General features: G+C 71.7%; 11 protein-coding genes. 5 read left to right on the forward strand and 6 right to left on the reverse strand.

The genetic code is table 11. From position 1 onward, the window contains the following. From ACFYTE_RS38780 to ACFYTE_RS38795, 4 genes are all read left to right on the forward strand, one after another. Positions 1-597, forward strand: a complete 597-nt coding sequence (locus tag ACFYTE_RS38780; RefSeq protein WP_388721233.1) for a LuxR C-terminal-related transcriptional regulator — start codon at positions 1-3, stop codon at positions 595-597. Between the two features lie 148 nt (positions 598-745). Next, positions 746-1,585 (forward strand): CPBP family intramembrane glutamic endopeptidase, encoded by an 840-nt coding sequence (locus tag ACFYTE_RS38785; protein WP_388721236.1) that lies wholly within the window; start codon positions 746-748, stop codon positions 1,583-1,585. Further along, entirely contained in the window at positions 1,582-2,736 is a 1,155-nt protein-coding gene (locus tag ACFYTE_RS38790) for a sensor histidine kinase (protein WP_388721239.1), read from the forward strand. Before ACFYTE_RS38785 ends, ACFYTE_RS38790 begins: the two co-directional genes overlap by 4 nt. Then, positions 2,733-3,395 (forward strand): response regulator, encoded by a 663-nt coding sequence (locus tag ACFYTE_RS38795; RefSeq protein WP_388721242.1) that lies wholly within the window; start codon positions 2,733-2,735, stop codon positions 3,393-3,395. The genes ACFYTE_RS38790 and ACFYTE_RS38795 overlap by 4 nt, the downstream gene beginning before the upstream one ends. A gap of 85 nt (positions 3,396-3,480) precedes the next feature. Here the strand turns inward: ACFYTE_RS38795 and ACFYTE_RS38800 are convergent, their stop codons facing one another. The 6 genes from ACFYTE_RS38800 to ACFYTE_RS38825 form a co-directional block, all read right to left on the reverse strand. After that, the gene (locus ACFYTE_RS38800) at positions 3,481-4,389 is read right to left on the reverse strand and encodes an alpha/beta fold hydrolase (protein WP_388721245.1); all 909 of its coding nucleotides are present in this window, start codon (positions 4,387-4,389) and stop codon (positions 3,481-3,483) included. Positions 4,390-4,732: 343 nt separating this feature from the next. Continuing rightward, positions 4,733-5,107 (reverse strand): hypothetical protein, encoded by a 375-nt coding sequence (locus ACFYTE_RS38805; protein ID WP_388721248.1) that lies wholly within the window; start codon positions 5,105-5,107, stop codon positions 4,733-4,735. 37 nt (positions 5,108-5,144) lie between these two features. Beyond that, positions 5,145-7,523, reverse strand: a complete 2,379-nt coding sequence (locus ACFYTE_RS38810) for a tetratricopeptide repeat protein (protein WP_388721251.1) — start codon at positions 7,521-7,523, stop codon at positions 5,145-5,147. A gap of 345 nt (positions 7,524-7,868) precedes the next feature. Beyond that, the gene (locus tag ACFYTE_RS38815; protein ID WP_388721254.1) at positions 7,869-8,372 is read right to left on the reverse strand and encodes a DUF3592 domain-containing protein; all 504 of its coding nucleotides are present in this window, start codon (positions 8,370-8,372) and stop codon (positions 7,869-7,871) included. 189 nt (positions 8,373-8,561) lie between these two features. Next, the gene (locus tag ACFYTE_RS38820; protein ID WP_388721257.1) at positions 8,562-11,612 is read right to left on the reverse strand and encodes an FG-GAP-like repeat-containing protein; all 3,051 of its coding nucleotides are present in this window, start codon (positions 11,610-11,612) and stop codon (positions 8,562-8,564) included. Between the two features lie 579 nt (positions 11,613-12,191). Then, positions 12,192-12,536: a helix-turn-helix domain-containing protein gene (locus tag ACFYTE_RS38825; protein ID WP_388721260.1), complete on the reverse strand. Its 345-nt coding sequence runs from the start codon at positions 12,534-12,536 to the stop codon at positions 12,192-12,194. Positions 12,537-13,173: 637 nt separating this feature from the next. Here ACFYTE_RS38825 and ACFYTE_RS38830 point away from each other — a divergent pair. Beyond that, on the forward strand, positions 13,174-13,548 hold the full coding sequence (locus ACFYTE_RS38830; RefSeq protein ID WP_388721263.1) for a hypothetical protein: 375 nt from the start codon (positions 13,174-13,176) through the stop codon (positions 13,546-13,548). The last annotated feature ends 180 nt before the right edge of the window (positions 13,549-13,728 follow it).

The raw sequence follows: 13,728 nt of genomic DNA on the forward strand, positions 1-13,728 counted from the left end.
ATGGGCTGGCCGCCGCCGCGGAGAACCCGTTGGGTGCGCGCCGCGGTCGGCGACGCGGGCGCCCTGGTCACGGCGGTACGGGAGCACCGGCCCGACATCATCGTCACCGACGTCCGCATGCCGCCGGACCACACCGACGACGGACTGCGGGCCGCCGTCGCGCTGCGCCGCGAGCAGCCCGGCCTGCCGGTCCTGGTGCTCAGCCAGTACATCGAGCAGTCCTACGCCGCCCATCTGCTCGACCTGGGCAGTGACACCGGGGTCGGCTACCTCCTCAAGGACCGGGTCAGCGTCGTCGGCGAGTTCGTCGACGCGGTCGCCCGGGTCGCCGCGGGCGCCACGGTCGTGGACCCCGAGGTGGTCCGCCAACTCCTCAACCGCCGCCGCGATCCGCTGCAACGCCTCACCCCACGCGAACGCGAGGTCCTCGCCCTGATGGCCGAGGGACGCAGCAACGCCGCCATCGCCCGCGCGCTGTACGTCACCGAGGCGGCCGTCAACAAGCACATCGGCAACATCCTGCAGAAGCTGGAACTCCACATCGACGGCGAGGGGCACCGGCGCGTGCTTGCGGTCCTCGCCTATCTGCGGGCGTGAACGACCCCGTGCGATGACGTCCCCCGGGCTGTCCCCCGTGCGAGCTACGTGCAGGTGTCCACTGTGCGGTGACGATCTCGGGCCGCCGGATCCCTAGCGTTCGGGGCAGCCGCGGCGCACCGGCCGCGGACCGGGCGAAGGAGTGTTCATGAGGCTGGTCTGGCAGCTTGTGGCCGTCGCGGCGGTCTCGTCCATCGGTGGTCGGGGCGTCACCGCGGCGCAGGAGAAGAGCCCGTGGCTCACGCTGGTCGTCGGCGTCCTGACCGTGGTCGTCGCGGTGCCCGTCTACGGCTGGGTGGTACGGCGCACCGAGCACCGCCCGGTCACGGAGGTGGCCCGCGCCGGTGCCGGGGCCGCGATCGTCCGTGGAGCGGCGATCGGCGTGGTGCTGTGCGGGGCCGTCATCGGGAACCTCGCCTTCCTCGGCTACTACCGCGTGGACGGCCTGGGTTCGCCGGCCGGTGCCGTCGGCCTGTTCGGCTTCATGGCCGCCGCCGCGGTGACGGAGGAACTGCTCTACCGCGGGGTCCTGTTCCGGATCATCGAGGAACGCACCGGAACATGGCTCGCGCTGACCCTGACCGGTGCGCTGTTCGGCCTGTCGCACCTGCTCAACCCGCACGCCGAGCTGTGGGGTGCCGTCGCCATCGCGGTCGAGGCCGGCGGCATGCTCGGGGCCGCGTACATCGCCACCCGCAATCTGTGGGTGCCGATCGGCCTGCACTTCGGCTGGAACTTCACGGTGGGCGGCATCTTCAGCACCGAGGTCTCCGGCAACGGCACCCCGCAGGGACTGCTCGACGCCGCCACATCGGGGCCGACGCCGATCAGCGGCGGCGACTTCGGCCCCGAAGGCAGCCTGTACACGGTGGTGTTCGGCGTGCTGACGACGATCGTGTTCCTGTGGCTGGCCCGCCGCCGCGGCCACCTGGTGCCCCGCCGCCGGCGCACCGACCGGGCCGCCGCCACCGTTACACTCGCCCGGTGATCAGCCTCAGGCGACCCGCCCGGCCGCGCAGCGGGTTCGACATCACAGCCTGGTATCCGCTGCTCGGCCCGCTGCTGTTCGCCGCGTCGCTGGTGCCGTCGTTCCACAGTCACGGCACCCAGCTCGGCGGCCTGCCGCCCCGCCCCCTCGATGTGTTCGCCGTCCTGGCCATCGCCCTGGAATGCCTTCCCCTGACGGTGTCCCGGCGGTGGCCGGTGGCCTGTCTGGCGCTGGTGTCCGCGGGCTTCGCCGTGGACCAACTGCGCGGCTACCACTCGCTCGCGGGCACCGCGCTGCCCCTCGCGCTGCTGGGCGTGGGCTCCCGCCTGGAACGGCACCGGCGCGCCACCGCGCTCGGTTTCTCGGCGGCGTACGTGCCGCTGGCCCTCGCGCTGTACCGGCTCGGTTCGGGCGAACCGGCGGGCGAGTTCGTGCTGTTCTACCTGGCGCTGGCCCTCGCCTGGGGCATCGGAGGCTGGCTGCGCTCGGCGCGGGCCGCGGAGGCCGAACGCCGCCGCCGCGTCGCGCAGGAGACCCGGACCGCGGAACGAGCCCGTATCGCCCGCGAGTTGCACGATGTGGTCACCCACCATGTCACCGCGATGGTGGTGCAGGCCGAGGCGGCACGCTATCTGACCGCCGCACCCGACCGCCTGGACCAGACCCTGACCGCCGTCACGGACACCGGCCGGCGCGCCATCACCGACCTGCGTCACCTGCTCGACCTCCTCAACCCCGATCACGGCACCGGCACCAGAACCCCGTCGGCGGGCCGGCTGCGCACCCTGGTGGACCAGACACGCGAGGCAGGACAGCCGGTGGACTTCACCGAGGACGGCACCCCCGCACAGGTGACCGGCAGCGCCGACCTCGTCGCCTACCGGGTGGTCCAGGAAGCACTCACCAACGCCCTCAAGTACGCGTACGGCAGCCATACCGCCGTCCGGGTGCGCCACACCGAGAAGGAGATCACCGTGGAGGTCAGCACGGACGCGTCCGCCGCGCAGCCGGCCGCACCGGGCGGCAGCGGACGCGGCCTGGCCGGCCTGCGGGAACGCGTCGACGTCCTGGGCGGCGACTTCAGCGCCGGCCCGCGGGCCGGCGGCGGCTTCCTGGTACGGGCCCGCATACGCGCCGGAAACCCCTCATGACCGCCCCGATCCGCGTCCTGGTCTGCGACGACCAGATGCTCGTCCGCACCGGCCTGGTGACCATCATCGACGCACAGCCCGACCTGGAGGTCGCCGGCGAATGCGCCGACGGGCGGGCCGCGGTCGACCTCGCCGGCCGGCTCCGCCCGGACGTCGTCGTCATGGACGTCCGCATGCCCGTGCTCGACGGCATCGAGGCCACCCGCCTGCTGGCCGGCGCCGGCGTCCCCCACCCCGCGAAGATCCTCGTGGTGACCACGTTCAACCTGGACGAGTACGTCTACGAGGCGCTGCGCGCCGGCGCCAGCGGCTTCCTCCTCAAAGACGCGCCGCCCGCCCAACTCCTGCACGGCATCAGAACCGTCGCCACCGGCGCGGCCCTGCTCGACCCCGACGTCACCCGCCAACTCGTGGGCCGTTACGCCGCCCGGATCAGGCCCGCCGAGGGCGGCGGACCGAACGACATCCCGCTGACCCCACGCGAACTGGAAGTGCTCCGGCTGATCGCCGACGGCCTGTCCAACAGCGAGATCGCCGGGACCCTCCAGATCAGCCAGGAAACCGTGAAGACCTTCGTCTCCCGCATCCTCACCAAACTCGACCTACGCGACCGAGTCCAGGCAGTCGTCTACGCCTACCGTCGCGGCCTGGTCACCTGACCCCAGGGCTCCCGCCCAACAGACCACCGGTGAGACGTGTGTTGACGCGTGCGCCAGCGGGTCAGTTGTCTGCGGGACCGGTGAGCTATCGGTGGTGGGTGGTGGCCTTGGTGGTGACGTGTTGGATGGCCTTGGCGGCGATGTCGGGTCGGTCGACGTGGATGTAGTGGCCGCTTCCGGCGGCGGTGCTGAGCTTGCTGCGGCTGGATATCGCACGCCACTGGCGCTGCCCTTCGGACCACATCCGTTCCAGCGCGGGCCCGTATTCGGGAACCGAGTCGTACTGCTTGTCATGCTTGACGATCTCCACGGGAATGTCTCCTGCGGAGCGCACCTTCGCGTCGCCGATGACGAACTTCTCCGGGTTCTCGCCCTTGTCCACCGCGAGGGTCTGCGCACGCAGTTCCGCAGCAAGTCCGGTCGCCGATTCGGGAATCACCCTCGAAATGTCGGCGGTCAAGGTCGGTATCGTCGCGTCCAGCAGCACCAGCCCCTTGACCCGGTCCTGATGGTCGGGGGCGTACCGGGCGGCGATCAGACCGCCCAGCGAGTGGCCGGCCAGGACGACCGGACCGTCCCCGGCGAGCCGGTCGAGCACCGCGGTCAGGACCTTTCCGCTGCTCGCAGCGGTCTGGAGGCCGTCGGGCCGATCGCTGGCGCCTTCGCCGAGCCGGTCGTAGGAGCAGACCCTGTCCTTCTTGCCCACGGTCTTCTGCAGGTCGGCCATCGTGTCCAGCCCGTCGCCGCCACCGGCCATCAGGATGACGACCGGCCTGCCGGCCGCCGGACGTCCGGAGCAGGAGACGTTCACCGAATGGCCCGCGGCACGGATCTTCTTCGTCCCGGTGAACGGATCCCCGTGGTCTTGTCGCGCGGTCGTGGCGGACGCCGGCTGCGACTGTGTCCGGGCGACTTCCGCGCAGGCGACAACCCCCGCGCCGGCGACCGTACAGCACAGCGCCGCCATGGCGGTCGCCCTGATTGCGCGCATCATTGAGCCCTCCCGAAAGACAGTGAACCGAGAAACGACGTGGATGACGGGGGCGGTGCGACACATGCTCGGCACCGCATTCCGTACCAGGCCCCGCGCCGGGTTTCTCGGCCGGAGCGCGGCTGCCACCACTGAATCTAGGGATCGGGCGGCCCGGAATCGTCACCCTGTGGCGGGTATCTGCGCGTAGCTCTCAGGAGGGACAGCCCTGGAGGGCCGGCCATGCCGGTTCAGCCGGCCACCGCGGGGGGCGCCCGCGGTGGCCGACCCCCGCCGCCCCCGCCGTGCGGCGACCTGCCGGGCCGGGAGGGGCGGGGCGTCGGCACGGAAGCCCCCGGCGGGGGCGTCAGGAGGGCGGGCAGCCGAACCAGTGCACCGTGCCGTTACCGGAGGTGTAGCCCAGGCATCTGACGGTTCTGCCGTGCAGGGTCTCGGTCCGGTCGACCTTTCCGTCCAGATAGTCCATATGGTGGTGGGTCTGCACGAGCGTGTCGATCTCAATGGTGTACCAGCGGCGCTTTTCGTCCGGCAGGTCGCACCGGTGGCCGATCACGTCGGTGCTGGGCCCGCTGCTCCACATGATCCGTTCGGCGCGTTCGCAGTGCGCCCGGCCGTTGGCGCCGCCTGCGCCTGCGGTACCGGCGCCGGCACCGAGCAGGGCCGCCGTGCCGGTGGTCACCGCCGCGGTGGTGCCGAGCAGGCGCTTCAAAGTGATGTTCATCGATCGTCCTCCATGGTGACGGTAGGCAGTGGAGAAGTCACCTGGAGTGATAGTCACACCGATCCGGGGGGCTCGGCTCGGCGGCCGGAGGCGCAGTCCGCCGACCCGGTGATCCCGGTGATGCCAATGCAGCACCTGACCGCCGCACTGCCTGGGCATCCCGGCGAGCAGCGGCGAGGTTCTTCCGGGCGGCCACGGTGTCGGGGTGGGTGTCCCCCAGTACCCGCTCGAAGTCGGCGACGGCGGACTCGTACAGCGGCATGGCCCGTGCCGGATCCCCCGCCTTCTCGTAGGCGATGGCGAGATTGGCGCGCGTGCGCAGGGTGGCCGGGTGGGTGGGGCCCAGCAGTCCTTCGCGCTGGGCGAGGGTGGCCTCGTACAACGGGACGGCGCGCGCCGGCTCGCCCGCCGCCACGTAGGCGCCGGCGAGGTTGTTCCGGAGGGTCAAGGTGTCGCGATGGGTGTCGCCCAGCACCCGTTCGGACTGCGCGAGGGCGGTCTCGGACAGCGCGATGGCGCGCGCCAGGTCGCCCGCCGCCCGGTAGGCGCGGGCGAGGTTGTTCCGGCTGGTCAGGGTCTCGGGGTGAGCGTCGCCCAGTACCTGTTCGCGCTGGGCGAGGGTGGTCTCGCACAGCGGGATGGCGCGCTCCAGGTCGCCCACCCTCTTGTAGGCGAGCGCCAGATTGTTCCGGCTGGTCAGGGTGGCGGGGTGGGTGTCGCCCAGTACCTGTTCGCGCTGGGCGAGGGTGGCCTCGAACATCGGGATGGCCCGCTCCACATGCCCTGCCTCGCTGTAGGCGAGGGCCAGGTTGTTGCGGCTGCGCAGGGTGGCGGGGTGAGCGTCGCCCAGTACGCGCTCGCGTTGGGCGAGGGTGGACTCGAACAGCGGGATGGCCCGCCCCGGATCCCCCGCGTCCTCGTAGGCGCCGGCGAGGTTGTTGCGGCTGGTCAGGGTGGCGGGGTGGGTGTCGCCCAGTACCCGTTCGCGATGCGCGACGACGGCGGTGCGCAGGGGGACGGAGTCGGCGTTTCGGCCCTGTCGGTCAAGGTGGTGGGCCGCATCCTGGTACAGGTCGGCCAACTGGGATGAGGCCGGGCGGTCGGGCGGCGCGGATTCGGCCAGGGCGAAGATGTGGGGGAGGAGGCGTTCCCACCGCGCGTCCCGCTCCGGTGCCACGGCGTCCGCGTCGGGCATGGCCTGGCACAGCCCCTGCTCGGCCTCCTGCCAGCCCCGCACCGCGGTGGGGGATTCGGCGGTGGCTCGGATGCGGAGCACGGTCTGCACCAGGCGGTGCACGGTGAGGCCCTGGCGGTCGGCGGTGAAGGCGATCATGTTGTAGGCGTGCAGTACGCCCAGCGCGTCGCCCAGCGCGACCGGGTCGGGGGCCACCGGAGCGAGGAGCGTCCGGAAGATGTCGTCGGGCGCCAGCCACGCCATCGTGTGGAGCAACCGGGCGGCCAGCGGGTCACGGCCTTCGATGGCGCTCAACGTGTGGTTCCAGACGCGGGCGATGGTACGTTCCGGATCCGTGCCGTCCGCCGCCCTGTCCACGACCCGGCCCAACAGCCGCCGGTATGCGCCCAGTTCGGTGCCGGTCTGGTACAGATAGGCGCCCGCCTGCTCCAACGCCAGGGGAAGATACCCGAGTTCCGCGGCCAGATCCTCGGCCTGGCGGCGCTGTTCCCCAGTCGGCGACTGCCCCGGCCCGAGGGCGAGGGCGCACAGCAGGTCCGCGGAGGCGTCCGGGTCGAGCAGGCCCAGGGCCATGGTCGGGGCGATGTCGTGCCAGCCCGTCGCTTTGCGGCTGGTGGCCAGGTGATGGCCGTCGGGCAGCGCCCCGAGGCAATGGCGCAGGTCCTTCGGGTCCTCCACGTTGTCGAAGACGAGCAGCCAGCCCGGATGCCATTGCAGCCAGAGAATCGCCCACGCCGCCCGTTCCGGCACGCCCACCGCCGCCGCCCAGTGCGGGCACAGCCGTAGCGCAAGGGCGGCCAGACCCGTGGTGATCTGTTCGGCGGACTCGGCGGTGATCCACCACACGAGCGTGTACTCGGTTCGGTACTCGTGGGCGTAGCGCAGCGCGAGGGAACTCTTCCCGATCCCGCCGAGCCCGTGGATCGCCCGGGTGCGGGACGAGGACGGGGTCACCGCGGCCTCGCCCTCCCGGGCCAGCAGCTCCCGCAGCCGCGCCAGTTCCCGGCCGCGGCCCACGAACATCCCGGACGCCGATCCGGGCAGATTCGCCGCCCCGGGCGGCGCGTTCACCTCCCGCGCCCAGCGCACCGCCTCCGGCGGAAGCATCACCACACGGGCGCCGTCACCGGTGATCGCCACATCGATGCCGCCGGCGGCCGCGACCGATCGCGGGCCGGACGCCTGCGGTGCGCCCGGCGGCACCGGGTGGGGGCCGCTCACCGCCCGAGCGTGGTGTTGTCACCGGTGACGGCGAGGGTCAACAGCCCCGTGCCATAGGCACCCAGGGCCGCTGTCGGACAAGGATCCGCCGGCCCCGTGAACTGAACGATCTCCGCACTCATCCTCAACCTCTCGGCCCGCGAACCCACTTGTACCGCAAACCCAGCGTAAGGAAACAACGCGCCCCGCGGTCCGCCAACCACCGCAAGCTCCGCCCTTTTACCTGGTCGGCGCCCGCAACGCCGAGGGCCGCACGCCCGCCCCGACCGCGACCGCCCGCCCCGGCCGCGACCGACCGCCGCTGGACGGCCGGGGCCGTTCCGCGGTGGGACCGTTACCGAGGACTCACCGGCGGCCGGACACGGACCGGGAGCGGCCCCGCGTCGCCAGCGCGACGCCCGTCCCGATTCCCGCGATCACCAGCCCGATCCCACCGAAGACCAGGGGCAGCAGCCACAAGGAGGCGAACCCGTTGATCCGCGCGTCCTCGGGGGAGTCCGCGCGGTACCGCACCTCGACCCCCGCACCCTCCTCATACGCCGGCGGGTTCGCACCCGTGTCGCTCCGGAACGTCCTCCGTATGCCGTCTGCCGACGTGAACTCGACCACCGGGTACGCCACGGGCTCGTCATGCACCCGCCTGGTGCGCGATACGCCGCCGCGGTCGTTGCGCTGGTCGTACCGCCACTCCATGCCCACCACCGTGCCCCGGGTGCGCTCCGCAGACGCCAGGAAGGAGACCGACACCCCCGTCAGGACCAGTCCGATGCCCAAGAACAGCGCCCCGAACGCGATGGCCCCCCACACGATCCACCGGCGGGCCCCCAGCCCACCCGCCTGAACCTTCACGGCATCCCTCTCACCTGTACGGAGTGAGTAGGGACGCTATCCCAGCCACCCCGCCACCCACGCTCGCCCCCAGTCCCCAGTCCCCAGGCCCCAGTCCCCAGGCCCAGAACCGCCCGACCCACCCCAACCGTCCGACCGGCCCGGACGAAGCGCGTCGTCCGGGCCCGTGGGGCGGTGGTGAAGACCGGGTCAGAACAGGGCCTTGTACCCCTGCCAGCCGGTGGCGATCTTCGTACGGCCGCCGAAGGAGCCCTTGCCGTTGCCGTTGTTGCGCCAGAGGATGCCGGAGGTGTCGCGGGAGACGATGTCGGCTCTGCCGTCGCCGGTGATGTCGCCCACGCCCACGATCACGTTGTACGACGAGCCCCAGTCGTTGAAGACCTTCACGCGGCTCTTGAACTTGCCGGTCGCGGTGCCGTCGTAGCGCCACAGCTCGTTCGACTTGTCCTGCGCCAGCAGGTCGCCGTAGCCGTCGCCGTTGAGGTCACCCGCGCCCACGATCTTCTTGTAACCCGTCCACTTGGACGCGATCTTCACCTTGGCGGAGAGCTTGCCCGTGCTCGTCGCCTTGTAGAGGTAGACGTCGCCGGTCGAGGACTGGCGGGCGATCAGATCGGCCCGACCGTCACCGCTGATGTCCCCGGGCGAGGTCAGCACGTCGTACTGGTTCCAGCCCGTGCCCAGCGAGGTGTACGCGGTGGACGGCGTCACCGCCGCCCCGCACGCGGGCCGGTAGGCGCGCAGCGCGCCGCTGCTGAACCGGACGAGCACGTCGTTGCACCGGTCACCGCTCAGGTCGCCGAAGGGCACGGCCTTCACCGTCGTCGGCCACCCGGAGCCCGTGCGCTTCCCGGTGAACGTTCCCTTCCCCGTCCCGTACTGGTACGTCAGCCCGCCCGAGCCGTTCAGCGTCACCAGCTCGCCGAAGCCGTCCGACCCGACGAAGTCACGGCGGGCCGCGGCGGCCCCGGAGACCTTGACCGTGCCCGTCTTCGTCAGCGCCGTGCCCCGCCCGTCCGCCGGGGTGACGGTCAGCGTCCAGGCGTAGGCGCCGTTGGGCACCAGCCGGCCGGAGCCGTCCTTGCCGTTCCACGCCGGGGTCACCACACCGCGCGCCAGACCGCCGGAGAGCGTGCGCACGGCCGTACCGGCCTTGGTGCCGATCACGAGCTTCCAGGAGGCCGCGGGCTTGTTCAGCCACCACTTCGGGCTCCACTGTGCGGCGCCGCCCTTGACGTCCACCGAGGTGGCGAGGGTCGCGTCGCGCTGGACGAGGGAGGAGACGGGGACGCCGCTCGGGGTCAGCCGGATGGTGTTGTCGGAGCGGAGCTGGGCGATCACGCCGGTGTACGGGTCGACGTCCCAGGCGTTCCCCTCGAACCTGCCAGCGGTGTGCGACACGGGCGTCCCGCTGCGGACGTCGATCACCTTCAGCTGCCCGGCCTCGGTCGTCGCGACGAAGCCGTCGCCGAGCTTCGCCTGTTCCCAGTCGGAGCCGGAGACGAGGGTCAGGTTCCGTTCGGTGACGGTGTCGTAGACGCCCTGGCCCTCCGAGTTGAGCACGCAGTTCCACAGCAGCCACCGGCCGACCGCCTGGAAGCCGTTCAGCAGACAGCCGCTTCCGAACCACACCGGCTCGCCGCGCCGCCCGGTCAGCAGGTCGACGGGGACCACGGTGTCGTTGCCGGACATCACCCACAGGGTGGTGCCCCACAGCGCCCGCACGCCCTCCGTCGTCGTGAACACCGTACGCCCGGAGTCGAGGTCGACGACCCGGGTCTCCGCCGTTCCGGTGCTGGTCCACGGCCTGGTCAGGGCGGCGAAACGGCCACTGGCGGCGGTCGCGGACTGGTAGACGCGGGAGCTGTCGATGCGGGTGCCGGGCAGCGACTGGGTGGGCCCGAGGAGGTGGGGCTGCTGGGCGGTGCTCGTGCCGTAACCCGAGATGACCGTCCGGCCGTCACCGGTGTCGAGGAGGTGCGGGCGGCCCTGCGAGTAGTTCTCCGGCGCGATGCGGCCCCGGGTGGTGCGTGCCCCCACCGTGGGGGAGCCGGTCGCGCCCGTCTCACGGGTGTGGAGATACGTCCACTCCCCCTCGGGGTCCTGCTCCACGGTGGTCAACCGCCCCTGGGCGAGGGACAGTTGGGAGACGCTGTGGACGGTCGGCCGGGGATACGCGTCCGCGACCCTGCGCACGGTGACCCCGCCGCCTTCGGCCGGCTCGACGAGGGAGACACCCCATTGGTCCGGGCCGGTGCCGCCCGGCACCAGGAGCCCGCCGTCCGGAGTCGGCACGGCCTGCCGGGACGTCCTGGCCAGCAGCGTCCGCGGCGCGGAGCCGTCGAGGGGGACGGCGTCGACCCGCCAGACCGGGAGGCCGGTGTCGTAGCGGCCAAGGGAGGAGTCGTACCGCGACACGACGACGGTGTCACCGACCAGGCCCAGCACCTGCCCGACGTCGGCGAGCGGCATGGTCCGCGGCGCTGTGGTCAGGTCCTTGCGGGAGGCGATGTGCAGAGTGCCGTCGTACCACCACACCAGGTGGGTGGCGCTGAGCGCGACCAGGTAGTACCACGACTGCACGGCGTACGGCAGCGTCGTCAGGCGCCCCTGCGCGACATCGAGCCAGCCGGTGAAGTCGTCGTCGCCCTTGCGGTACCGCACGACCTGTCCGTGCGCGTCACCCTGCGACGAAGGGGACGACAGATAGACGCCGGAGGGGACGCCTTCCACCGTGCGATCGGCGACGGAGCCGTCGTCCCGGACGTCCAGCAGATGCCACACGGAGTCGGTGCCCGGGGTTCCGGTGGTCGTGACGACCGTGGACCCGAGGGTGCTGAAGTATGCCTGCCCGTCGGGGAGCGCGACCGTGCTGACCTGGCCGGACGTCATGTCCCGCAGCGTCACGGTCCTGGCGGAGCCGTCGTAGCGGGCGACGACGTCCGAGCCCGCGCCGGCACTGGTGACCCCGGTCCCGGCCGTCACGGACGCGTCGACGACCGTGTCGACGCCGTCGTACGTCGTCCACAACTGGCCGCGCCCGTGCTCGTAGCGGAGGAACCCCGAGGGCCCCGCGCTCAGCAGACTCGTCTGCGGAAGCAGAGCCGGGGTGGCCGGCACGGTCACCTCTCCGGTGGCCGTTTCAGCGTGCGCGCTGCCGACCGTCGGCGAGCCGAGGCCGAGGGCCAGTGTGAAGGCAACGGCGGCGGTGGCGCCTCGTACGAGCGCGCGTCTACCCATGCAGGACCTCTCCGGGACGGTAGGCAAAGGCGTGGAGAGACCTGCGCATGCGCCGCCTGAGCCGCAGGCCATGGGCGCGCGGCACATATGACGTTCAGACATCCCCCCAGGCAAGTGGCCGGATCGTAGCAGTTGCCCTGTCCATGACCTGCACACGGCAACAAGGCCCCGTCCACCTCATGGCGTACCGGGCGAGCCGCACGGACAGCGGTCCCGCCCCTGGACCGCCAGGTGGTTCGGCGACGGCGATCCCACGGCCGGTCCGGCAGGCCCGCCAAGGTCCCATGGCGATGGTCCTCATCTCCTGGCCGCGTTCCGCGCGGGCGAGTGGTCCATGCCGATGCCGGCGAGCGTGGCCGGTTCCTCGCAGCGCGGGCCGGAGGGTGGTACAGGTCGGTGCCCATCCTGCGGGCGTCCTGGTGGGGCCGGCCCGGGTGCGCCGGACGCGCAGAACCGGCCGGGCTTCATCCCGTCGCTGCTGAGAATCCGACGCTGTCCTCGCTCCCACCGGCGGCCTTCCGAGCCGTACTCTCCTTCGGCCACCAAACGGCGCTCCGGATACGGCCCCCGCGCGCGCGTTCAGCCCGAGCCGGAACTGACCGCCGATTCGCCGGCGGCACGGCGGTACTCGGCGTTGATGCGCTGCGCTTCCTCAAGCTGGTCCTCCAGGATGACGATGCGGCACGCGGCCTCGATCGGGGTCCCCTTGTCGACGAGTTCGCGGGCGCGCGCGGCGATCCGCAGTTGGTAGCGCGAATACCGGCGATGTCCTCCCTCCGAGCGGAGCGGAGTGATCAGACGAGCCTCACCGATGGCTCGGAGGAAGGCCGGGGTGGTGCCGAGCATCTCGGCTGCCCGGCCCATCGTGTACGCGGGGTAGTCGTCGTCGTCCAGACGATCATTCAGAGGGTTGTCCGATGTCATGTCACCTCGCTGTGCAACGCGTCGAGGGGCCCCGGCGCCGTACGGCACCAGGGCCCCGAAGGGAATTCAACACCATCTGTCGGCCCTACTGCTGTGCCGACCTTCTGTTTCCGCTACCCGGCCCGGCAGGGCGGAGCGGGGAATCGCAACTGCGTGACCGGGGACCACCATCCATTCCGGGGTCTTGCGGTTACCCGGGCCGAGTGCTTCTCGGGCCGGGCGATCCTGATGGCGTCTGCTCCTCCATTCCTCTCGGGACCAACAACTGAATGAACGGGTACCGCTGTTGGCGGCTCCTCAACGTGCGAGCCGCCCAGTGCGGCTGTCAGTCCCGTCACCGTTCTGGGAACACTGTGGCTTCGAGGCTCGACAGCCGCACTGACCTGCGTACTTCGTATTCAGCCACCCGCCAGTTCGTGTCTGGCGGGTCTCCTTCGACCGTGTCTACGGGAAGAGCGTATCCACGGGACGCGCGAAAGTCTACTCTGGCAAGAGTAGATTTCACCCTTCCGGTGGAGGAAGAACCCTGCCGTGGTCGGCCCTCACCGGGTGGCGGTAGCCGCCTCCTGCCGCCCGCGCAACCGTTTCAGCCCTGCGGGCGGTCCGGGTACGCGTGGGCGGCATAAGCTCTGCCGTCATGTCGAACCCTGATGAGCTGCTCATCGCCATCTCCGCCGCGGTGGAGTCCGAGCGAAGCAACCAGATGTCGCTGACCGTGGTCGTCGGCGGCGCCGTCATCACCGGCCGGCTGGCCCCCGAGGGCGTGTGGAGGGAGCGAGTGGCGGAGGTCCTGAAGGGCTCGGACCGTCTCGGCCCGTTCTCGGACGTCTTCACCCACGGCCCACGAGGGAACCAGCCCGTTCGCGGCGAGGCGCCCACGCATCTGCACTTTCATCTCGCCCGGATCCTGCAGGGAAGCCTCGGCATCCCGGAGACGGGCGGCATGTACCGAGTCGCGATCAAGGACGTCAGCGCATGGACCGTAGGCGATCTCAGCTACGTCGACCGGTGAGACGCTCGCCGCCCCGTAGCCCGCCCGGCAGTCTCCGAGCGGAGGGCGACACAGCGGTGGGGGGGCCGGCGCCCCCCCCGGGGGGGGGGCCCCCCCCCGCCGCCGGGGGGGGGGGGGCCCCCCCCCCCGCCCCCCCCCCCCCCGGGGGGGGCCCCCGCCGGGGGCGGGGGTCGGCCCCGC

The organism is Streptomyces sp. NPDC004629, from assembly GCF_042873595.1.
GTDB lineage: Bacteria > Actinomycetota > Actinomycetes > Streptomycetales > Streptomycetaceae > Streptomyces.